The organism is Dongia sp. (assembly GCF_041905885.1).
In the GTDB taxonomy this organism is placed as follows: Bacteria; Pseudomonadota; Alphaproteobacteria; order Dongiales; family Dongiaceae; genus Dongia.
This window is the reverse complement of the sequence record NZ_JAYRKD010000047.1, coordinates 1-21,838: the sequence shown is the minus strand read 5'-3', so window position 1 is coordinate 21,838 and position 21,838 is coordinate 1. Positions and strand designations below refer to the sequence as shown.

The following is a 21,838-nucleotide window of genomic DNA, read 5'->3' as shown; positions in this document are numbered from 1 at the left end:
CAAAAGCCAGTGGTAAACTCGTGATCGTCGCAGCTTGCTGTGGCATGGGGGTGCTCCTCTTGTGTGCTTGGCAGTTCACATCTGGAGTACCCCTTCCTTGCCCTGACACAAAATCTCTTACGTCACCTCAGGCGCGGCGGCGGAGACTCGCGACGATGTTCGTGGTATAATCGCTGCGCTGTTTGAAATGGTGAATGCGGCATCGAACGTCCCGCCCGACGCGATGCCCCGGGCATGCTGCACCGCATCGCAGACCCGGCACAGACAGGATAAGAAGGCCCGGAACCTTTACAGGGCCTTTACCAGGGCAAATATGGCCTTGGTCTCTCCCGCGCGGCAAAGGGCGTTGCGCATCAAAGGGTTGATGCGGATTTTCCGCCCTCCGAATTGGCGCGGTCCGTAAAGGTGCGGGCTATTCCTTCCGATGCGCCTCGACGAAGGCGGCCATGCTGGGGAAGTGGAAGTCGGTCGTGACACCTTCGACCGGCGCGGTGGCGCCGCTGCCGCTCTTGCCCATGCGGCGGTCGATCCAGTTGGTGGCAAGGCCGATCTGCTTCGCCATCTGGTGATCGTGGAACAGGCTCTGCGCGGTGTGAAGGATGTCCTTCGGTTCGAAGCCGAGCTTCTCCTTCACGACCTTGAGAGCGAAGTCGAAGTTGCGCTTGTCGGGCTTGTAGGAGCCGATGTCCTCCGCGGTGCAGATCGCATCGAAGGTGACGCCCAACTTCTTGTTGCTCTCGGCAAAGCTTGCACGGTCGATATTTGAGAGGATGACCAGCTTGTAATGTTGCTTCAGGTACGCCAACGCAGCTGCAGAGTCTGCAAAGGCCGGCCAGTCGGGTACGGAGTTCCCGAAGCGCGCCGCTTCAGCCTCGGTGACAGGTTCTACCAAGTCAAGCGCTAGTCCCTCACAGGCTTTGGCGAGGACCTTGCGATAATTGAGAGTTGGCTCGTCGGCTTCGATCGCTGACTCATAGCGCGCATACAACTCAAGGACTTCATTGTCTTCGACTTCGCCGCCCCGGAGTTTGAGCAGCGGCCGCAACGCGGCGAGGATGCCGCTCTCCCAGTCGATCAGCGTGCCGTAGCAGTCGAAGGTCAGGACCTTGAAATCGGTGAGGCGCATGGCGTGCTCCATGAATGCGATGCCCGCCTATAGCGCAGGGCGCGGCGCCTGGCTTGACCCGGACTATTGCGGCTTGTGCCCAGAGTCCAGTTTGCGCCGATAGGCGGCCGGGGATTCGCCGAAGCGGCGGCGGAAGGCGCGGGTGAAGGCACTCTGCTCGCTGAAGCCGACTCCCAGCGCGATCTCGACGATCGGCTCGGCGCTCGCGGTCAGCCGGTCGCGGGCGCGATCCAGCCGGATCTCGCCGAGATAGCGGCCGGGGGTGACACCCAGCCATTGCTTGAACAGGCCGTGGAGATGCGCCGTGCTGATCCCGGCGACCTTCGCCGCGTCGGCGCAGGTGATCGGTCGTGGATAGGCGCGGCGCATGTATTCCGTCGCCTTCAGCACCGCCGCGGGTGCCTGCACTTCGGCTTCGGTGTCGGCCAGGGCCGCCGCCAGCAGCGGCGCCAGGTGATCCGCATCGGCGCCGAGCGCGCCGCGGCGCGATCCGACATAGGCCAGCAGGTGCTCGACCGCGCGCGAGATGGCGAAGAAGGGCTTGCCGGTGCCAAGCAGGCGCGCGGGTGCTGCGTCCGACGTCTCGCCGATATCGAGGGTCACGAATCGGTTCCGGCCGACCCCGGTGAAGGCATGCAGCATGCCCGCCGGCACCAGCGCGCCGCGGCTCTGGTCGACCCGGCCCTCGCGGCCGCCGATTTCCATCTCGAGCTGGCCTTCCAGCGCCAGCACCACCTGGTGATGCGGATGATCATGCGCATAAGGCACGCCGGCATAGGAGCGAAGATCGAGGATGAGGGACTGCATGGGGCGGCCTCCGGTTGCGGCGCCGACCTTACAGGAATCCGGCTTCGCGGTGAAACCGGCGTTTCGGACCGCTGCACCCTTGCATTCCAGGCAGTTAGCCCCGACATTGGGAGCATGAACGGGAGCGCACCGCGCGTTACCGCCGTGCTCGGGCCCACCAATACGGGCAAAACCCATCTCGCCATGGAGCGGATGCTCGGTCATGCCAGCGGCATGATCGGCTTCCCCCTGCGCCTGCTCGCCCGCGAGAACTACGAGCGGGTGGTGAAGGCGAAAGGCAAGGATGCCGTCGCCCTGGTGACGGGAGAAGAGAAGATCCTGCCGCGCTCGGCGCGCTATTTCATGTGCACGGTCGAATCTATGCCGCTCGACAAGCCGGTGGCCTTCGTCGGCGTGGACGAGATCCAGCTCGCCGCCGACCGCGAGCGCGGCCACATCTTCACCGACCGTCTGCTGCACGCCCGCGGATCGTCAGAGACCATGTTCATGGGCGCGGAGACGGCCGCGCGCTGGGTCCGCGCCCTGGTGCCGGGAACGGAGTTCATTCAGCGCCCGCGCTTCTCTTCGCTGAGCTACGTCGGGCCGAAGAAGCTGACCCGCCTGCCGCCGCGCTCGGCGACGGTCGCCTTCTCGGCCGCCGACGTCTACGCCATCGCCGAGCTGATCCGCCGGCAGCGCGGCGGCGCCGCGATCGTCATGGGTGCGCTCTCGCCCCGCACCCGCAATGCCCAGGTCGAGCTCTACGAATCCGGCGAGGTCGACTACCTGGTCGCGACCGACGCGATCGGCATGGGCCTCAACATGGACGTGCAGCATGTCGCCTTCGCTTCGCTGCGCAAGTTCGACGGCATCACGCCGCGGCCGCTGACCAAGGCCGAGATCGCGCAGATCGCCGGCCGCGCCGGCCGGCACATGGCCGATGGCACCTTCGGCACCACGGCGGAAGTGGGTCCAATGGATCCCGAAGTGGTCGAGGCGGTGGAGAATCACCGCTTCGATCCCTTGCGCCATCTGATGTGGCGCAACTCGCGCCTGGATTTCCGCAGCGTCATCACCCTGCAGCGCAGTCTCCAGGAACGCCCGCCGGTCGACGGTCTCATTCGCCAGGGCAGCGCCGAGGACCATCAGGCGCTGGAGCTGCTCTCCAAGGATCCGGAGCTCGCCGAGCTTGCGGTCGGGCGCGAGCGGGTCGAGCTGCTCTGGGAGGTCTGCCAGGTCCCCGACTTCAGGAAGCTGATGGCCGACGCGCATATCCGCTTGCTCGGCCAGCTCTACCGGCATCTCACCAAGCTCGGCAAGCTGCCCGACCAATGGGTCGCCGACCAGGTGGCGCGGCTCGACCGCGTCGACGGCGACATCGACCAGCTGACCGGCCGCATCGCCCATATCCGCACCTGGAGCTACGTCGCGCACCGCGCCGACTGGGTCGCCGATCCCAAGCACTGGCAAGGCCGCACCCAGGCGATCGAGGACCGCTTGTCGGAAGCTTTGCACCAGGCGCTGACCCAGCGCTTCGTCGATCGCCGCCATGCGGTGCTGCACCGGCGCCTGCGCTCCGGCGACGAGATCGAGGGCGCGGTCAACGACGACGACAGCGTGACCGTCGAAGGCCATACCGTCGGCCGCCTGGTCGGCCTGCATTTCCAGCGCGCCGATGACGCCAAGCCCGACGAGGTCCGCGCACTTCTCGCCGCGGCAAGGCGGATCCTCGACCCGGTGGTCGCCGCCCGCGTCGCCAACCTGGTGGCCGAGACCGACCGTGATCTCCGGCTCGACTTCAAGGGCCGCATCTCCTGGCACGGCGCCGAGATCGCGATGCTGGTGGCCGGCGACACGCCGCTCAAGCCCGGCCTCCGCCTGCTGCAGGACGACCTGCTCGAGAGCCGGCAGCGCCGCGCGGTCGAGGAGCGGCTGAAGGCCTTCGTCGAATCCGAGATCCGCCGCCGCCTGCGGCCGCTCCATCTCGCCGGCAAGGCGGAGCTGCCGCCGATCCCGCGCGGCATCGTGTTCCAGCTGATCGAGCATCTGGGCGCCTTGCCGACCGAGCGCCTGCGGGAATCCTTGAAGGGCCTCGGCGAGGCGGATCGCACGGCCCTGGCCAAGCTCGGCCTGCGCTTCGGCCGCGAAACGGTCTGGATCGGCGGGCTCGGCGACAAGCGCCAGCGCAAGCTCCTCGGGCTGCTGCTGGCCGTGCATCGCGGCAGCACGGTTGCGGAGCCGGACGAAGCGGCATTGCTCGCCGCCGGCAAGCGGCGGATCGGCGGCAAGCTGTTCGAGTTCGGCGCGCTGGAGCGCGTCGCCGCCTTGCTGCGGCGCCGCGCCAAGGCCGGCGCGATCAGCGCCGATCCGGAGACCGCCGCCGCCTGCCGCGTCGGGGTGAGCGAGCTCGAGCCGGTGATGCGCGCGCTCGGCTATCACGCCCGCCATCCGCACAAGCCCGAGGAAGGCGCGCCGCGCACCTTCGCCAAGCCGCGCCGCCGCCGGCCGGCGCCACAGGCCGAGCCGCGCCCGGGCTCGCCCTTCGCCGCGCTCGCCGATCTCAAGTTCAAGCGATGAGCGAGACGCTCCGGCTGGATAAGTGGCTCTGGCACGCCCGCTTCGCACGCACCCGTTCGCTGGCGGCCAAGCTGGTGGCCGAGGGCCGCTTCCGCATCAACGGCAACCCGACCGAGAAGGCGCATCACGCGGTTCGTCCCGGCGACGTGCTGACCTTTCCGCTGGGGCCGCATATCCGCGTCATCAAGGTGCTGGCGCTGGGACTGCGCCGCGGCCCGGCGCCGGAAGCGCGGCTGCTCTACGATGACCTCGAGCCGCCGCCGCCGAAGTCATCGGAGCCGAAGGAGCCGCCGGTCGCCGTCCGCGAGGAGGGTGCCGGCCGGCCGACCAAGCGCGAACGCCGCCAGACCGACCGGCTCCGGTCCGACGACTAGAAGGGACGAATTTCCCTGATGGCCGTGTGCGCTGACCCGGTCTGTTGCGGGCAAGGAGGGGCTATGTTACCTAGCCCGCCTGCCTGTCCAAATCGCCGGTTCCCGCAGGTTCCGGTGTAGTTTCGGAGTTGCCCAAATGGCTTATGTCGTCACCGAGGCCTGCATCAAGTGCAAGTATATGGACTGCGTGGAGGTCTGCCCGGTCGACTGTTTCTACGCCGGCGAGAACATGCTGGTGATCCACCCCGACGAATGCATCGATTGCGGGGTCTGCGAGCCGGAATGCCCGGCCGATGCCATCCTGCCGGATTCCGAGGGCGGCATGGAAAAGTGGCTCGAAGTTAACCGCGAATATGCGACGAAATGGCCCAATATCACCCGCAAGGGCGCGGCGCCGGCGGATGCCGACCAGTGGAAAGGCGTGCCGGACAAGTTCGAGAAGCATTTCAGCGCCAATCCCGACAAAGCCTGATATTCCAGCGCGTTGACAGGGTGGCGTAAGGCCGCTCTAGGCCTGCATTCCGGAGTCCGTTAAGGCACCGGTGCGGCCTGCGCATAGCTGCGTTTCCTTGAATTCCGGCCCCCTTTCTGGTATATATTTCGCGTAGGTCGTTCGGGCGGTTTTCGGCGGAAAAGTTAATAGTTTCCGCGCCGTCCAAGCCTCAAATCGGGGATAACGCAATTCGGATAGGCACTATCCGGAGGGGCGTTGCTTGTGCCCCGCCATGGGCCCTGCGTGGGTCCGACCGAGGTCGGACCGGTGAGTTCAGGGTGCCCAGGTGAGGAACGATCTTGCGTCGGCCGATGGTGGCCGCCGCCCTGCCTGTTTTAGGCCTGATGAATCGGATTGGGAGCGGAACGTGGTCGATAAGAAGAAAGCAGCTGCGGCAAAGGCAGCTCCGGCAGTGAAGGCGGTTCCGGCGGTGAAGGCAGTCGCGCCCGTGAAGGCGGTGCCGGCCCCGGTCAAGGCGAAGGACAAGGACTCCGGCTTCAAGAAGGGCGACTTCGTCGTCTACCCGACCCATGGCGTCGGCAAGGTGCTGGGTGTCGAGAACCAGGAAATTTCCGGCCACACGCTCCAGGTCATCATCATCAGCTTCGACAAGGACCGCATGACCCTGCGCGTCCCGGTCGCCAAGGCGCGGAACTCGGGCCTGCGCAAGCTTTCGTCGCGCAAGGTCATGGAGACCGCACTGGCGACCCTGAAGGGCCGTTCGCGGGTGAAGCGCGCCATGTGGTCGCGCCGCGCCCAGGAATACGAAGCCAAGATCAACTCCGGCGACCCGGTGTCGATCGCGGAAGTCGTCCGCGACCTGCATCGCAATGCCGACCAGCCGGATCAGTCCTACAGCGAGCGGCAGATCTATCAGGCGGCGCTCGACCGCCTGGTCCGCGAGCTGGCGGCGATCGATGGGATCGACGAGACGCAGGCCACCCAGCGCCTGCACCAAGTGTTGAAGGCGGCCTGAAGCCGCCGCTCTCGAGATCGGCGGGGTGAGCTCTTCATCCCGCCGGCGAGCTCTCTCCTCGGAGAGGCCCCCAGCGGTCCCAACCGCAAGCGACGGATGGCATCACCGCTTCCCCAAGCGGCGTCATCCGTCGGGGGTGTCCGATTTTCTCAGTCGAATGCCGACTTCACCGCGCCCTCGGCGCGTGCCGCCTTTGCGGCCTGCAGCAGCGTATAGAGCCCGCAGAGCATGATCACGACGGCGCCGCCGATGGTGATCGCATCCGGCAATTCATGGAACAGCAGGTAGCCGAAGGCGGTGCCCCAGATCAGCTGCGAATACATGAAGGACGAGACCAGCGCCGCCGCGGCATGGCGGAAGGCGAGGATCAGCAGCAGGTTGCCGAGGCCGGAGCAGGCGCCGGTCGCCGCCATCAGCCCGAAATCCATCGCATCGGGCATGCGCCACTTGTCGAGCGCAAACGGCAGGCTGATCACGAACAGCATGATGAAATAGACCAGCAGCAGCGCGCCGCTGGATTCGGTCTTGGCGATCCGCCGCAGCATCAGCATCGACAGCGCGAACAGCGCGCCGGACGCCGCCATCGCCAGCTGGCCGGTGCTGACGGTGCCGAAATCCGGCCGCATGATCAGCACCACCGCGGCGAAGCCGATCACCACCGCGACCCATTGCCGCCAGCCGACATGCTCGCCCAGCAGCGGCGCCGAGAGCGCGGTCACGACCAGCGGCGTCATGAAGGCGATGGTGTAGGCATCCGCCAGCGGGATCAGCGAGAAGGAAACGAAGGCCAGGACCAGGCTGGCGGCCCCCAGGGTGCAGCGCAGCACCACAAGCCCGAGCCGTTTCGGCCGAAGACTGGCAACACCGTCCCAGAGCGCCAGCACCGGCAAGGCCGTGATCAGCGCGAAGACCGCGTCGATGGCGGCGATCTCGAACACCGTATAGCGCGCCGAGAGGAACTTGGTGAGCGCGTCCGCGGTCGCCAGGACCGCGAAAGCGAGAAAGCCCAGGCCGGTGCCGAGCATCGTCCGGTCTGCGTGACCGCGCATCCCATTTTCCCCGATACGCCCTTCGGCGGAACCCGTCCGCCCTGTTGTGCATATAGCCGAAGGACGCGGCGCGGTCAGGTGCAGAATTGCCGGCCAAGCTGATAAGCTGCGGCTCTCGCGACTCGCCCGCTCGATTGGGCGATTCGCGCCCGCATCGAAGAGACGGAGCAGATGCAGGACCCTGCCCAGGAGCCGGAGAAATTCGCGGTGCTGCGCCGGGCGCAGCGCGTCTGGGCGATCTCGCCGGTGCATGGCGACATGATGCGGCTCAGGGCCCTCCATGCCTTCATCGAGCCGCTGTTCGAGCCGGGCGACCGCATCGTCTATCTCGGCGGCTATCTCGGCCGCGGGCCGGACGTGGCCGGCACCGTCGATGAGCTGATCGCCTTCCGCCGCCAGATCATCGCCCGTCCGGGCATGTTCGCCTACGACGTCGTCTATCTCCGCGGCCAGCAGGAGGAGATGTGGTCGAAGCTCCTGCAGCTCCAGTTCGCGCCCAACCCGAAGGAGGTGCTGCCCTGGATGCTGCAGCACGGCGTCGGCGCCACCATCACCGCCTATGGCGGCGATCCCCATCAGGGCATCATCCATTGCCGCGAAGGCGCCATGGCGATCACCCGCTGGACCAACAGCCTCCGGGCCGCCATGCAGGCCAAGCCCGGCCATGCCGCGCTGATGTCCACCACGCGCCGCGCCGCCTACACCGACGACCAGGGCCTGCTCTTCGTCCATGCCGGCCTGGATCCCGAGCGGCCGCTCTCGGCGCAGGGCGACAGCCTGTGGTGGGGCAGCCCCGGCTTTGCGCAGCTCAACCACCCTTACGGCGAGTTCCTGCGCGTGGTCAGGGGTTATGATCACGCCCATCAGGGGCCGAGCGCCGGGCCCTTCACGCTGACCATCGACGGCGGTTGCGGCTATGGCGGCAAGGCCCTGGCGGCCCTGATCGATCCCAAGGGCGAGCTGCTCAATCTCGTGGAGGCGTGACGCTCCGCGTCGCCAGGTCCTCACCGCCCAGGCGAAATACCTCCATCGGCGCCGCGCGCTCGACCACGGCATGCTTGCCGAGCGCCTGCTGCGAAATCTCGACCGGCAGCCGGCCGGCGACGGCAGCGCTGGCGACGATGATCACCTCGGAATGGCCGTCGTCGATCTCCTTGCCGAACTGCTCCAGCCGCTGCGCCACGTTCACGGTCTCGCCGACCAGGGTGTAGTTGATCCGCCCGGTCGCGCCGATATTGCCGGCGAGCGCAGTGCCGGTATGCAGGCCGATCCGCATCCGGACCGGGTTCAGGCCCTTGCGCTTGCGCCGCGCGTTGTCGGCCCTGAGGCGCCGGCCCATCTCGACCGCCGCCCGCGCCGCACGCTCGGCATGGTCGCCCTGCGCGGTTGGCGCGCCCCAGAAGGCCATGACGGAATCGCCGATGTATTTGTCGATGGTGCCGCCTTCCGCCTCGATCACCTCGCCGAGGATCTCGAAATGCCGGTTGAGGAAGCGCGCCAAAGCCGCCGGCCCCAGGCGATGCCCGATTGTGGTGAAGCCGATGATGTCGGTGAACAGCACCGTCACCTCGCGCTCCTTGGCGGTGAAGGATTCCGCGCTGTCCGGCTCCATCAGCGCCGGCACCAGGGTGCGCGGCACATAGGTCGAGAGCCAGGTGAGGCCCGAGCGCATGCCGTTATAGGCCTCGGCGGCGACATCGAACTCCCGGAGCCAGCTGCCCTTGAGCTGCGGCGCATTCTCGAAGTCGAGCGCGCTCAATTGACGGGCGGCGCGGGCATAGCCGTGGATCGGCCGGGCAAACAGCCAGCCGAGCCCGACACCCGCCAGGATCGCCACCCCCAGCATGATCAGCGAGACGGTGAGCGCCTTGAAAAGGTTGCTATAGACATCGGTGAGGGCCGATTGCGGGACCGCGACCAGCACGGTCCAGGGATGCATGTCGCTGATCAGGTTGCGATAGACGAAGAGGTATTCTTCGGCGGGGCCGACGCCTTCGCAGACCTTGAAATTCGCCCGCGCGCTGATGAACCGCGCCGCTTCGTCGTTGCAGTTGTCCGGCTGGAAGCCCCGCAGCAGCGGGTCCTGGAGGTCGGCTATCTCCGGCAGCGGCTTCTCTTCCGTGGCGACGTAGCTGCCGTCGGCGACCTCCGGATGCACCAGCACCCGGCCGTCGCCCATCAGGACGAAGCCCGGCAGCCCGGAATTGTCGGACTGCATCAGGATGTGTTTGGCCATGGCCTTTGGCGAGATCAAGGCGGTGATGACGCCGAGGATCCGGCCGTCCTTGCGCAGCGGCGCCACGAACGGCACCCCGCTCGAATGGATTCCCTTGGCGTAGATCGGCGGCGCCCAACCCGGCTTGTCCATCGACGCCCCGGTGCGGAGCGCCAGCCGGAAGACCGGATTGCTGACCTCGTTCTCGACCCCGGTCGCGAAAGCCTCGCCGTTGACGTCCCGCGCCGCCGAGACCACGTGCAGGTCGCTTCGGATGAATGCGACGGCAAAAAGCTGCGGCGCAGAGGCGAGCGAGCCCAGCAGCAGGTCGGCGATCCGCTGGTCGTCGTCGACCCGCACCTTGCCGGAGAGAATGTACTCCGCCAGGAACTGCCCCTGCTCCTCGGCCGGGCGCATCTCCTGGTGCACCGCTTCCTCGATGCCGGTCAGGGCTGCATCGCCGCGGTCCCGAGCATAGGTGTTGGTCGCGCTGAACGCGGAGTAGAACAGGCGGAAGCCGATCGCGCCGGCGGTCAGCGTCACCAGGCCGCCGAATACCAGCGCGAACACCAGCCAGATTGGTGCCCGATAGCGCTTCACGGGGAAGCCTCAGGGCGCCGCCGCAGCCACCTGTCTGGAGAGTGCGCCCTCCGGCAAAGCCGAGATCTGCGCGTTGCCGGTGACCACGAGCTTGACCTTCTGCCCGGCCTTGAGCTGGTCGCTGGGGCCGAGATGGTTGAGCACCCGGAACCAGCCGGCCGGATCTTCCTCGATCTGCATCTGCTGCGAGAGCGAATCCACCGTGTCGCCTTCCCGGACGGTGACGACGCGGATTCGCTTCGGCGCATAGCCGGAGGCTTCTTCGGCGCTGATCCCGCGGAAGCTTTGGGCCGAGGCGATGAACTGCCGGTCGGCGGCATTGAAGTTCGCGGGCGGCGTCGCATACATGAACCGATAGACCGTCTCGCTCTGGCGGATCGCCACCATCCGGATCGCGACCGGCGTGTTGTTGATCGAGCCCTTCGCAATGCCGGTGGCGGCCTCCATGCCGTTCACCTGGAAGGTTTGTACGTCGGAGACCGGCTTCCCCTCCTGCCATTGCGATGCGACATACTCCTCCATCGTGCCGCCCGGCGCCGGAGAGGCCAGGTCAAAGATCATCGCCGCGTTATCCGACTGCCCGATCACCGCATCGGGCGAGTTCTTCAGCTTCATGCCCTGGGGTGCTTCGAAGGCGAAGCGGAGGCCCGGATGGATGAAGGTCCTGCCTTCGATGACGCCGACCCGCGGGTCGGGGCCCCAGGCCATGCCGTCGATCTGCTGCAGGTAGCGGTCGCGGTTGAGCGCCGCGCCTTCGACCGGTGCACCGGCCTGGGCGATCGCGCGCTGCACCCGCTCGGGTGTCCGGGGGTGCGACTGCTTCATGCTGTAGGCATCGGCCGCGGACTCGTTGCCGGCGATCCTGGCCTCGAGATGGGTCTCGCTGTTGAGGCTGTCGAGGAAAGTCGCCATCGCCTGCGTATCGTATTGCGCGGCGCCCAGATAGCGCACGCCCAGCATATCCGCCTCGAACTCCTGCTCCTGCGAATGGGAGCCGAGCCAGTTGGCGCTATATTCGCTGGCGAGCCCGCCCGCCAATTGCCCGCCGGTATCGCCGCCGATCCATTGTCCCAAGATCTGCGCGGCGAGCGAGCCGTACTGCGCCTTCTCCGCCTGGCCGTACCGCTCCGCGGTGTGCCGCGCGGTGACGTGGCCGATCTCGTGGCCGAGTACGCCCGCGACCTCGGCCTCGTTGTTGGCGAGGGTCAGAAGGCCACGCGTGATGTAAACATAGCCGCCGGGCAGCGCGAAAGCATTGATCTCCTCACTGTTGAGGACCGTGAAGGTGTATTCCACGTCCTGGCGCTCGGAATTGGCCGCGACCGCCTTGCCCAGTTGGGTCACATAGGCGTTGAGGTTCGGCTTCTCGTCATAGGCGCCGCCGAACTCCGCCAGGATCTTGGGATGCTCTTCCGCGCCGAGTGCGGCTTCGCTCTGCGGGTCCATCGAGGAATAGAATTGCCGCCCCGTGGCCGGGCTGGTCTGGTTGGCGCAGCCGGCAAGCGTGGCCGCGGCCGTTGCCAGGATGACGGCGGCCGCGAAGAGCTTCCGTGGGTCTGCCGGGCGGCGTTCAGAATGACGGAGCATGTGTGTTCAACCCTCGAGCACTTCGATCTGTTCCGGATGGGTGATGTCGATTCTGGGACCTTTGTAGAGATCGAGCCAGCCTCGGCAGCGAATCGGCTTTGAAGTCAATGCGCTGATATCGAACATAGCCTGGGCGCAGAGCTCGAGCGCGGGCTTTTTCAGAACCAGCGTGAGGTCGGTCTCGCGATCGGGGCTGAAATTAATGAAACCGGTGCCGCCAACGATGGCCGCCGCATAGACCTCGCCCTCGATGATCTGGAAACTGCCGGCAAACCGCGCGAGCGCCGGGTCGTCGGCCCGGCGCAGCGCAAAAGCCGGGTGCCGCCAGATCCCCTGTGCCGCCGCGCGGGTTTCCGCTTCCAACTTCAACAGGGTCCGCAGGCCCAGCCGGTTGCGGGCGTCGCCCCGGACCCGGGCATGGCCGCCGACAACCAAGGCCGCCTGCAGCCAGTCGCCGGCGCCGTTGAAAGCCTGCGCCAGCCGCCGGCCGTAGCGATCCTTCCTGCCCGCATCCGAGCGGAGCGCGATCGCACCCCCGCCGATCAAGACCTGCAGCGCCGCTTCGGCCGCTTCCGCCTGCTGCGCCATCGCCGCATCGCCGGGCGCCAGGTCGCGCTTGGGCGCCTCGATCCCGGTCAGGCGCAGGATCTTGCCGTCGGCAAGCTGCAGGGTGTCGCCGTCGATGACGGCGGTCGCGGTGGCGCTTTCCGGCGGCGACAGCGCCGTCAGGGCGGGAATGTCCTGGCCGCGTGCCGGCCGGCCCGAAACGGCGAGGAGCCCGCCGATAATCAGGTTGAGCAGGCCGCGCCGGGACGTGTAAGAAGGCTTATCCACCCTCAAGTTTCCCCTGAAATCACGCGGAATCATCGCTGATGGCGAGCAAAGACCTGTACCCCGAAATCGAGCCCTTCGACACCGGCATGCTCAAGCTGGCCAAAGGCGAGCACGGCGACCTGCACCAAATGTATTACGAGCAGTCCGGCAATCCCAAGGGCAAGGCCGTCGTGTTCCTGCATGGCGGGCCGGGGGCGGGGGCCAATGCCACCCATCGCCGCTTCTTCGATCCCAGCGTCTACCGCATCGTCATCTTCGACCAGCGCGGCTCCGGCCGCTCGCGACCCTTGGGTGAGATCCGCGACAACACCACGCCGCTGCTGATCGCCGACATCGAAAGGCTGCGTCAGCATCTCGGCATCGATACCTGGGTGGTGTTCGGCGGCTCCTGGGGATCCACGCTCGCCATCGCCTATGCCGAGCATCATCCTGACCGGGTCCGGGCTCTGGCATTGCGTGGGATCTTCCTCTGCCGCAAATCGGAGATCGACTGGTTCCTCTACGGCCTGAAGGAGCTGGCGCCGGAAGCCTGGCGCAATTTCTCGGGCCACATCCCGGAAGCGGAACGCGGCGATCTCTTGACCGCTTATCACAAGCGCTTGATGCATCCGGATGCCGCGGTCCATATGCCGGCCGCACGGGCCTGGAGCGTCTATGAAGGTTCCTGCTCGACCCTGCTGCCGAGCCCGGAGACGGTGCGGGCTTTCGCCGGCGATGTGCTGGCGCTGGGGCTGTCGCGGATGGAGGCGCATTACTTCAAGAACGACATCTTCCTCCCCGAGAACTTCCTGCTCCAGAACGTCGATAAGATCCGCAAGATCCCGACCGTGATCGTGCAGGGCCGCTACGATCTGGTCTGCCCGATCCGCACCGCCGACGAGCTGCACCAGGCCTGGCCGGAAGCCACCTATCAGGTGATCCCCGATGCCGGCCATTCCGCCATGGAGCCCGGCATCCGCGCCGCCCTGGTCGCCGCCATGGACCGCTTCAAGGACGCCTAGGCGCCGCGCCTGAAACAGCCGGCCCGAATGCCGCGCGCCCGGCCCGGCGCGGCGGTGCAGGGGGGAACCTGGGCTCACGCATCGAGTTGTGATGCCAGGCGCGCGCAGCCGGGATCGAAGGGCCGATCAAAGGCCTGTGTGCTGCCTGAAGAAAGCCACGGAGTCCCTTGAAAAGGGACTGGAAAAAGTCGAATCTGCTGCGGTGCGGTAACGTGCTCAACCGGCAGACAAGCCGGGGCATCGCCGTCGCAATTGCCGGGATTACAAGATGCGCTTGTCCAATTGGCTGATCGGCCTCGTCGCGGCGGCCATTTTCGCCGCGGCTTGGGTGCTGATGAATCGGCCGGTCGAGCAGGATCCGTGGCGGGGCGACATCGCCGGCTTCTCCTATTCGGCCTGGCGCCAGGACCCGAACACGCTCTCCAAGCGCGAGCCGACCCTCGACGAGATCAAGCAGGACCTGCAGCTGATCGCCGGACGCGCGCGCTCGGTGCGCACCTACGAAGCGACCGGCATCAGCGCGCAGATTCCGGCCCTGGCCAGCCAGTATGGCTTGAGCGTCACCGCCGGCGCCTGGATCGACAAGAACCAGGAGAAGGACGAAGAGGAAGTCCGCAACGTCATTGCGATCGCCAACAAGGTCGGCTCGGTCAACCAGGTGATCGTCGGCAACGAAAGCCTGCTGCACAACCTGATCGAAAAAGAAGACCTGATCCGCTACATCCGCGAGGTGAAGGCGGGTACCGACCTGCCCGTCTCGACCGCGGAACCCTTCCACGTCTGGCTCGACCCGAAGAACGCCGACCTCGTGAATGAGGTCGATTTCCTCGCCGTGCACATCCTGCCGTTCTGGAACGGCGTCCCTGCCGACAAGGCGGTGGACCAGGTGATGGTGCACTACAACGAGCTTCGGAAGGCATTTCCGGAGAAGCGCATCCTGATCGCCGAGGTGGGCTGGCCGAGCGAGGGCCTGACCCGCGTCGATAAGAGCGGCGCCTATGGCGGCCAGGGTGCCGTCGCCTCGCCGATCGAGCAGGGACGCTTCATCCGCCAGTTCCTGGTCGAGGCCAAGAAGTCCGACCTCGACTACAACATCATCGAAGCCTTCGACGAGCCCTGGAAGATCAAGACCGAGGGCGGAGTCGGCGCCTATTGGGGCATCTGGAATGCCGACCGCGAGCTGAAGCCCGCCCTGCAAGGCACGCTGGTCAACTACGCCAACTGGCAATGGCTGGCGATCGCGACCCTGGCGCTGGGCCTGCCCTTCGCGATCTGGATGATGCGCAGCGAACTGGGGCTGACCCGGATCGGCCGCTTCTTCGTGGCTTTGCTCGGTTGCGGCAGCATCATGATCGGCGTCTGGGTCTATGCCCAGTACAGCCAGCTCTATCTCACCTGGCTCGACATCGTGGCGCTGGTGATGATCGCGCCGGCGATCCTGCTGCTGCTGGTCATCTTCCTGGTCGAGGGCCTGGAGATGGCGGTCAATCTCTGGCTCGGCCAGACCATGCGGCGCCTGGCGCCGCCGCCGGTGCCGCGGCGCTGGAAGCTGCCGAAGGTCTCGGTGCATGTACCCTGCTACAACGAGCCGCCGGACATGATGATCGAGACCATCCAGGCGCTGGAACGGCTCCAGTATCCGGATTTCGAGGTCCTGATCATCGACAACAACACCAAGGACGATGCGGTCTGGAAGCCGGTCGAGGCCTATATCAACTCGCTCGGCCGCCCGAACTTCAAGTTCTTCCATCTGCCGAAATGGCCGGGCTTCAAGGCCGGCGCCTTGAACTACGCACTGACCCAGACCCATCCCGATGCCGAGGTCATCGCCACCATCGACAGCGATTACATCGTGCGCCCGAGCTGGCTCGCCGACCTGGCGCCACATTTCGCCGATCCGACCGTGGCGCTGGTTCAGGCGCCGCAGGACTACCGCGACGCCGCCGGTGATCTCTTCAAGCGCATGTGCTTCTGGGAATATGCCGGCTTTTTCTTCCTCGGCATGAAGACCCGCGACGAGAAGAACGCGATCATCCAGCACGGCACCATGGCGCTCATTCGCCGCTCGGCGCTGGTGCAGGCCGGCGGCTGGGCCGAATGGTGTATTACCGAGGATGCGGAGCTGGGCCTGCGCCTGTTCGAGGCCGGCCACCGCGCGGTCTATACCGAGAAGAGCTACGGCAAGGGTCTGATGCCGGACAGCTTCGTCGCCTACCGGAAGCAGCGCTACCGCTGGGCCTATGGCGCGATGATGATCATGAAGCGGCACTGGCGCGAGCTGCTGCCCTTCGGCCAGTCCAAGCTCCACCCGCAGCAGCGCTACCAGTTCCTGGCCGGCTGGCTGCCCTGGATCGCCGACGGCTTGCAGCTCTCCTTCATCCTGCTGGCGCTTGCCTGGACCGCGGGCATGATCCTCGCGCCCAACATGATGCAGCCGCCGCTGACGCTCTATCTCATCGTCACGCTCGGCATGTTCTTCTTCAAGGTCGGCAAGTCGGTCTGGCTCTACTCCCAGAAAGTGCCCTGCGGCTTGCTCGACAATCTCGGCGCCTCGATCGCCGGCCTTGCGGTTTCCTATTCGGTCGCCAAGGCGGTCTGGCGCGGCACCTTCACCAACAACCTGCCGTTCCACCGGACCCCGAAGATGGAGAACGCGCCCGCTTTCGTGCGCGGCTTCGTCGATGCCTGGGAGGAGACCCTGATCGCCGCGGTATTGATCGGCAGTGGTGTCTGGGTGGTGATGACGCGGGGCGCCTGGGAGCCGGCGGCCTTCCTCTGGGGCATCCTGCTCTTCGTACAGTCGCTGCCTTTCGTCTCGGCCCTCATCATGTCGATGATCGCGGTCCTGCCGAAGAAGGAAGCGGAACCACTGCCGGGTATCCAGCTCGGCACCGAGCTCGGCCGGGCGAAGTAGCGCGATGCGGCATTTCGATGCCTGGCTGCCGGCGCTCATCCTGGCGGTGTTGCTGACGGTGACGGGCTGGGCCTGGCTCGGCCGCCCGGTCGATCTGCCGCCCGCGCCCGAAGCCAAGCTGCATTGCGCCAGCTACACGCCGTTCCGCGGCGACCAGACGCCGTTCGATCCGACCATGATCATCCCCAAGGCGCAGATCGAGGAAGATCTGAAGCGTCTGCAATCGACGACCGATTGCATCCGCACCTATGCCGTGAACCAGGGCATCGACCAGGCGGTGCCGGTCGCGGCCGAGCTCGGCATGAAGGTGCTGCTCGGCATCTGGATCGGCCGCAACCCGGTCGACAACGAGGCGCAGATCAAGCGGGCGATCGAACTCGCCAAGGCGCATCCCGAGACGGTCAAGGCGATCATCGTCGGCAACGAGGTGCTGCTGCGCGGCGAGCAGACCGGCGAGACGCTGGCCGGAATGGCCCAGCGCATCAAGGCCGAGAGCGGCGCCAAGGTGACCTATGCCGATGTCTGGGAGTTCTGGCTGCGGGCACCCGACGTCCTGAAGCAGTCGGTCGACTTCATCACCATCCACATCCTGCCCTATTGGGAAGACGATCCGCTGCCGGTTTCGGAAGCGGTGAAGCATCTGGAATCCATCGTCGCCGAAGTGCAGGAAGCCTTCCCCGGCCGCGAGATCGTGATCGGCGAGACCGGCTGGCCGAGCGAAGGCCGCTGGCGCGAGGATGCCGCACCCTCGATCGTCAACCAGGCGCGCTACCTGCGCGAGTTCCTGGTCTACGCCAAGGCGCATCAACTCGACTACAACTTCATCGAGGCCTTCGACCAGCCCTGGAAGCGCTACCAGGAAGGCACGGCGGGAGGCTTCTGGGGCCTGTTCCACGAGGACCGCACGCCAAAGTTCTCCTGGACCGAACCGGTCAGCAATTATCCGAACTGGCTGACCCTCGCGGGCATCTCCATCGCGCTCGGCTTCGGCGTCCTGGTCCTCGCCGATTTCTGGCACCATCGACCGGGCGGCGTCGCGCGCGTCGTCTGTGCGCTCGGCGCGATGCTGGCGGGCAGCGCTCTGGTGCTGCATTTCCCGCATGCGTGGATGGCGTCACGCTACGATCCGAAATGGGTCCTGGAATGGGAGTGGATCCTGGAATGCGTGCTCGGCGTGCAGGCAGTGGCGACCGCGGTGCTGTTGATCCTCACGACGGTCGCCGGCCGTCTCCGTGATACGGGCGCCTCGCTCCTGGAAGGCATCACCTGGATCCGCCGGCCGTTCCGCCTGCCCACGATCCGCGACAGCATCGCCGTGCTGCGGCTCGCCGCATTGCTGGGTGCGGCGACCGTGTCGCTCGGCCTCGCCTTCGATCCGCGCTACAAGGATTTTCCGATCGCGGCCTATCTGGTGCCGGCGCTGTTCTTCCTCGTGACCGACATCGCCCGCGGTGGTCTGTTCGCGGCACTGGCCGATCGCCGCGAGGAAGCCGGTTTTGCCCTGCTGCTCGCCGGCACCGCGGTCTACGTCTTCATCAACGAGACGCCGCTCAACCTGATGTCGGATATCTGGGTGGTGTTGACGTTGCTGCTGGCTCTGCCCGGCATCGGCGCCTGGCGCGGGATCTTTCAGCGCCGCCGGACGATCAGCAGCAATCCCGCCAGCAGGCCGACCGCCGCCAGCCCGGTGTTGTAAAGCACCAGCCCGAGCAGCCCGATCACCAGCGCCACCAAGGCCAGCCAGTACCAGCGCGTCAGCAGGGCGATCATCCCGGCGGCCAGGGCGACCAGGCCCCAGACGTCCAACTGATGGGTCCGGATCAGGATATAGCGGGGCTCGCACCACCAGGGCGCCGGGTTGGCCGCGCAGGCGAGGCCGATCTCGGTGGATTCGATCCAGACATAGCGGATGACCAGCGCCAAGGTGAGCGCGGCGGCGCCCAGGGCCAGGGGCAAGGCCCAGGCCTTCCAGGTCGATCCCGCCCGACGCTTATCGGCGAGGAGTGTGGTAGAATCCTGCATGGGCGAGCGATACCAGGAATTTCACGGGTTGTTAACCCGGCCCCGCCGATCGTGCGAGGGGAAAAGAGTGTCATGACCACGAACCGGCTCATCGCTGAAGTGGCGGATCCGCCGAGCAGCCTCACCGAGGCGCGGCTCGCCGCCTTGCGCATTGCCGTCCTGGTGCCCTGCTACAACGAGGCCGCGGCGATCGCGCAGGTGATCGCCGGCTTCCGCCAGGCCCTGCCGCAGGCCCGCATCCTGGTCTTCGACAACAACTCGACCGACGACACGGTGGCGATTGCGCACCAGGCCGGCGCCGAAACGCGCCACGTGCATCGCCAGGGCAAGGGCAATGTGGTCCGCCGCATGTTCGCCGATGTCGAGGCCGATCTCTACCTGCTGGTCGATGGCGACGCGACCTATGACGCCGCCAGCGCGCCCAGGCTGATCGAGAAGCTGCTGGCCGAAGAGCTCGACATGGTGGTCGGCGCCCGCAAGGACACCGCGACCGAGGCCTACCGCCCGGGACACCGCTTCGGCAACCGCGTCCTCACCGAGTTCGTGGCCCGGATCTTCGGCCGCGCCTTCAACGACATCCTCTCCGGCTATCGGGTGTTCTCGCGCCGCTTCGTGAAGTCCTTCCCGGCGCTCTCGATCGGTTTCGAGATCGAGACCGAGTTGACCATCCACGCGCTCGAGCTGCGCATGCCGATCGCCGAGGTGGAGACGCCCTATTACGCGCGGCCCGCCGGCTCGGCCAGCAAGCTCAACACCTGGCGCGATGGTTTCCGCATCCTGCACATGATCCTCCGGCTCTATCAGCTGCAGCGCCCGCTCTCGTTCTTCTCCACCATCGCCGGCGTGCTGGCGGCGGTTGCGATCATCCTCTCGATCCCGGTCCTCATCACCTATATCGAGACCGGCCTGGTGCCGCGCCTGCCGACCGCGATCCTGTCGACCGGCTTGATGCTGCTCGCTTCCCTCTCGCTCACCTGCGGCCTGATCCTTGACAACGTGACCAGGGGACGCCAGGAGATGAAGCGACTCTTCTATCTCGGCATCGAGGGCATCCGGCGTGACTAGCTGATCCTCTCGCGAAAAGGATCGGTTATGAAGACACCCCTCATTCTCGACGGCGGCATGGGCCGCGAACTCAACCGCAGCGGCGCGCCCTTCCGCCAGCCGGAATGGTCGGCCCTGGCGTTGATCGAGGGCCCGGAATTCGTCCGCCGCGCCCATGACGCCTTCATCGCCGCCGGCGCCGACGCGATCACCACCAATTCCTACGCCGTGGTGCCCTTCCACATCGGCGAGGCGCGCTTCCGCCAGGACGGCCGCAGCCTCGCCGACCGCGCCGGCCGCATCGCCCGCGAGGCGGCCGACGCCGCGCCCCGCAAGGTAATGGTGGCGGGCTCGCTGCCGCCGCTGTTCGGCTCCTACCGCCCGGATCTCTTCATCGAGAATGAAGCGCAGGGCATCGCCGAGATCCTGATCGCCGGCCTCGCGCCGCATGTCGATGTCTGGCTGGCCGAGACCCAGGGCTCGATCGCCGAAGCGCGGGCGCTGAAGAAGGCGCTCGGCGACGACCAGCGTCCGTTCTGGGTCTCCTTCACCCTGGAGGATGGCGCCAACGCGTCGCCGCCGAAGCTGCGCTCGCAGGAGCCGGTCGAGCAGGCGGTCAAGGCCGCGCGCGACTGGGGCGCTGAGGCGTTGCTCTTCAACTGCAGCCAGCCCGAAGTGATGGCGGCGGCGCTGGAGGTTGCGCGCAAGACCGACCCCGACCTCACCCTTGGCGTCTACGCCAATGCCTTCCCGCCACAGGGCGAGGATGCCGAGGCGAATGCAGGCTTGAGCGACATCCGCGCCGATCTCGACCCGCCGCGCTATCTCAAGTTCGTGCAGGACTGGCTGAAGCGCGGCGCCGGCATCGTCGGCGGCTGCTGCGGCATCGGCCCCGAGCACATCGCCGCGATCCGCAAGGCGGTCTCGAACCACTAGGGAGGTGGCCATGCCCGATGCCCCGAAGCTTCCCGATGCGGCGCTCCTCGCGCTCCGCCAGGGCAACAAGATCGAGGCCATCAAGATCGTCCGCGAGGCGACCGGCCTCGGTCTCAAGGAAGCCAAGGACGCGGTCGAGGCCGCCGTTGACCGAGACCCGATGCTGCGGGCCGAGCTGGCGGGCGCCGTGAAGCGCTCCCGCCCCGGTGCCGTGGTCTGGGTTCTGCTCCTGGTGATCGGGGCGGGGCTGGCGGCCTTTCTGCTCGCACGCTGACCCTACGCCGCGTCGACGTCCGTCGACAGCGTCAGTTTCTCCCAGGCATCGAACTCCGATTTCAGGAAGTCGAGCTTCTCGCGCACCAGCCGCAGCGCGTCCGAGCCGAGCAGCAGGTGCATCGGCGGATTCTCCGCCTCGATCAGGGTCAGCATCGCGGCCGCCGCTTTCTTCGGATCGCCGGTCTGCTTGCCGCTCATATCCTGCCGGCGCTTGCGCACCGGGTCGAACACCGCGTCGTAGTCGGCGATGCTGCGCTCCTTGCGGATGAGCGAGCGCCCGGCCCAGTCGGTGCGGAAGCCGCCGGGACCGACCGCGGTCACATGGATGCCGAGGCCCTTCACCTCTTTCGCCAAGGCCTCGGAGATCCCTTCCAGCGCGAACTTGCTGCCGTTATAGACGCCGATCCCCGGGAAGGTGATGTAACCGCCCATCGAGGTAATGTTGAGGATCCGCCCGGCGCGGCGCCTGCGCATGAAGGGCAGCACCGCCTGCATCATCGCCACCGCGCCGAACACGTTGACGTCAAACTGGTGCCTGACCTCGTCGAGGGTTGATTCCTCGAGGATCCCCTCGAAGCCATAGCCGGCATTGTTGACCAGCGCATGGATCGGCCCCACGCTCTTCTCGATCTCGGCCACCAGCGGTGCGATCGCCGTCGTATCGGTTACATCCAGCACGCGTCCGAAGGCCTGTCCCGGCTTCAGCGCCTCGAACTCTTTCCTGGCCGCCTCGCTGCGCACCGTCCCGGTCACACGATAGCCCTTGGCCAACGCCGCTTCGGCGAGCGCGCGGCCGAAGCCGGTCGAAACGCCGGTGATGAGAAGAAGCTTGCTCATTCCTCACTCCAAGTTCTGATTTTGTACGATGGCCGCGAGAAGAAGTCGGGCGGCTGGGGAGGTCTTAGAGATAGGGCGCTGCGCCGGCCGCGCTGAGCGGCCCGACACATAGGTAACAGATCGTACCGGACACATAGGTAACACTTTCCCCGGTTTTTTGGGGGGTGTCGATGCCTTGGAAGGAGTGTTCG

The 21,838-nt window shown here is 66.6% G+C and carries 18 protein-coding genes and 1 pseudogene; 11 read left to right on the top strand and 8 right to left on the bottom strand.

All coding sequences use genetic code 11. The features are described 5' to 3' along the window. Positions 1 to 412 precede the first annotated feature (412 nt). Positions 413 to 1,126, bottom strand: coding sequence for a haloacid dehalogenase type II (locus ACH2CY_RS27695; protein ID WP_395023238.1), 714 nt, complete (start codon positions 1,124 to 1,126; stop codon positions 413 to 415). A gap of 63 nt (positions 1,127 to 1,189) precedes the next feature. Continuing rightward, positions 1,190 to 1,933 (bottom strand): AraC family transcriptional regulator, encoded by a 744-nt coding sequence (locus ACH2CY_RS27690; RefSeq protein ID WP_395023236.1) that lies wholly within the window; start codon positions 1,931 to 1,933, stop codon positions 1,190 to 1,192. 114 nt (positions 1,934 to 2,047) lie between these two features. On the opposite strand from ACH2CY_RS27690, the gene ACH2CY_RS27685 reads away from it, so the two are divergent. From ACH2CY_RS27685 to ACH2CY_RS27670, 4 genes are all read left to right on the top strand, one after another. Then, positions 2,048 to 4,489, top strand: coding sequence for a helicase-related protein (locus tag ACH2CY_RS27685; RefSeq protein ID WP_395023235.1), 2,442 nt, complete (start codon positions 2,048 to 2,050; stop codon positions 4,487 to 4,489). Continuing rightward, complete coding sequence (locus ACH2CY_RS27680) at positions 4,486 to 4,863, top strand: RNA-binding S4 domain-containing protein (protein WP_395023233.1); 378 nt, start codon at positions 4,486 to 4,488, stop codon at positions 4,861 to 4,863. Before ACH2CY_RS27685 ends, ACH2CY_RS27680 begins: the two co-directional genes overlap by 4 nt. 136 nt (positions 4,864 to 4,999) lie before the next feature. After that, positions 5,000 to 5,335, top strand: coding sequence for a ferredoxin FdxA (fdxA, locus tag ACH2CY_RS27675; protein ID WP_395023231.1), 336 nt, complete (start codon positions 5,000 to 5,002; stop codon positions 5,333 to 5,335). Between the two features lie 478 nt (positions 5,336 to 5,813). Then, entirely contained in the window at positions 5,814 to 6,332 is a 519-nt protein-coding gene (locus ACH2CY_RS27670; protein WP_395023240.1) for a CarD family transcriptional regulator, read from the top strand. A 149-nt stretch (positions 6,333 to 6,481) separates the two neighbouring features. On the opposite strand, the gene ACH2CY_RS27665 is transcribed toward ACH2CY_RS27670, so the two are convergent. Further along, positions 6,482 to 7,381, bottom strand: a complete 900-nt coding sequence (locus tag ACH2CY_RS27665; protein WP_395023230.1) for a DMT family transporter — start codon at positions 7,379 to 7,381, stop codon at positions 6,482 to 6,484. A 171-nt stretch (positions 7,382 to 7,552) separates the two neighbouring features. Here ACH2CY_RS27665 and ACH2CY_RS27660 point away from each other — a divergent pair, with 171 nt between their 5' ends. Continuing rightward, on the top strand, positions 7,553 to 8,365 hold the full coding sequence (locus tag ACH2CY_RS27660; RefSeq protein ID WP_395023229.1) for a hypothetical protein: 813 nt from the start codon (positions 7,553 to 7,555) through the stop codon (positions 8,363 to 8,365). On the opposite strand, the gene ACH2CY_RS27655 is transcribed toward ACH2CY_RS27660, so the two are convergent. Genes ACH2CY_RS27655 through ACH2CY_RS27645 form a run of 3 tightly spaced genes read right to left on the bottom strand, consistent with a single transcriptional unit; the run spans position 8,346 to position 12,650 of the window. Further along, positions 8,346 to 10,196, bottom strand: coding sequence for an adenylate/guanylate cyclase domain-containing protein (locus ACH2CY_RS27655; protein WP_395023228.1), 1,851 nt, complete (start codon positions 10,194 to 10,196; stop codon positions 8,346 to 8,348). The two genes, ACH2CY_RS27660 and ACH2CY_RS27655, sit on opposite strands and share 20 nt — an antisense overlap. 9 nt (positions 10,197 to 10,205) lie before the next feature. After that, the gene (locus tag ACH2CY_RS27650; protein WP_395023226.1) at positions 10,206 to 11,783 is read right to left on the bottom strand and encodes a M48 family metalloprotease; all 1,578 of its coding nucleotides are present in this window, start codon (positions 11,781 to 11,783) and stop codon (positions 10,206 to 10,208) included. A gap of 6 nt (positions 11,784 to 11,789) precedes the next feature. Then, a complete protein-coding gene (locus ACH2CY_RS27645) occupies positions 11,790 to 12,650 on the bottom strand; it encodes a thermonuclease family protein (protein ID WP_395023225.1) in 861 nt (286 codons plus the stop codon). 5 nt (positions 12,651 to 12,655) lie between these two features. On the opposite strand from ACH2CY_RS27645, the gene pip reads away from it, so the two are divergent. From pip to ACH2CY_RS27630, 3 genes are all read left to right on the top strand, one after another. Then, positions 12,656 to 13,618 (top strand): prolyl aminopeptidase, encoded by a 963-nt coding sequence (gene pip, locus ACH2CY_RS27640; protein WP_395023223.1) that lies wholly within the window; start codon positions 12,656 to 12,658, stop codon positions 13,616 to 13,618. Positions 13,619 to 13,886: 268 nt separating this feature from the next. After that, positions 13,887 to 16,532 carry a glycosyltransferase family 2 protein gene (locus ACH2CY_RS27635; protein WP_395023222.1) on the top strand — a complete coding sequence of 882 codons (2,646 nt, stop codon included), beginning with the start codon at positions 13,887 to 13,889 and terminating at the stop codon, positions 16,530 to 16,532. 4 nt (positions 16,533 to 16,536) lie between these two features. Then, a complete protein-coding gene (locus ACH2CY_RS27630; protein WP_395023221.1) occupies positions 16,537 to 18,228 on the top strand; it encodes a glycosyl hydrolase family 17 protein in 1,692 nt (563 codons plus the stop codon). Here the strand turns inward: ACH2CY_RS27630 and ACH2CY_RS27625 are convergent. Further along, entirely contained in the window at positions 18,162 to 18,554 is a 393-nt protein-coding gene (locus ACH2CY_RS27625; RefSeq protein ID WP_395023220.1) for a hypothetical protein, read from the bottom strand. The two genes, ACH2CY_RS27630 and ACH2CY_RS27625, sit on opposite strands and share 67 nt — an antisense overlap. Positions 18,555 to 18,626: 72 nt before the next feature. On the opposite strand from ACH2CY_RS27625, the gene ACH2CY_RS27620 reads away from it, so the two are divergent. The 3 genes and pseudogenes from ACH2CY_RS27620 to ACH2CY_RS27610 all read left to right on the top strand — a co-directional run. Next, positions 18,627 to 19,619, top strand: a complete 993-nt coding sequence (locus tag ACH2CY_RS27620; RefSeq protein WP_395023219.1) for a glycosyltransferase family 2 protein — start codon at positions 18,627 to 18,629, stop codon at positions 19,617 to 19,619. A gap of 27 nt (positions 19,620 to 19,646) precedes the next feature. Then, a complete protein-coding gene (locus ACH2CY_RS27615; RefSeq protein ID WP_395023218.1) occupies positions 19,647 to 20,534 on the top strand; it encodes a homocysteine S-methyltransferase family protein in 888 nt (295 codons plus the stop codon). Positions 20,535 to 20,598: 64 nt separating this feature from the next. Then, positions 20,599 to 20,679 (top strand): annotated as a pseudogene (locus ACH2CY_RS27610) (ribosomal protein L7/L12); the annotation flags it as partial. 131 nt (positions 20,680 to 20,810) lie between these two features. On the opposite strand, the gene ACH2CY_RS27605 reads toward ACH2CY_RS27610, so the two are convergent. Further along, positions 20,811 to 21,647, bottom strand: coding sequence for an oxidoreductase (locus tag ACH2CY_RS27605; RefSeq protein ID WP_395023216.1), 837 nt, complete (start codon positions 21,645 to 21,647; stop codon positions 20,811 to 20,813). Positions 21,648 to 21,838: the final 191 nt, after the last annotated feature.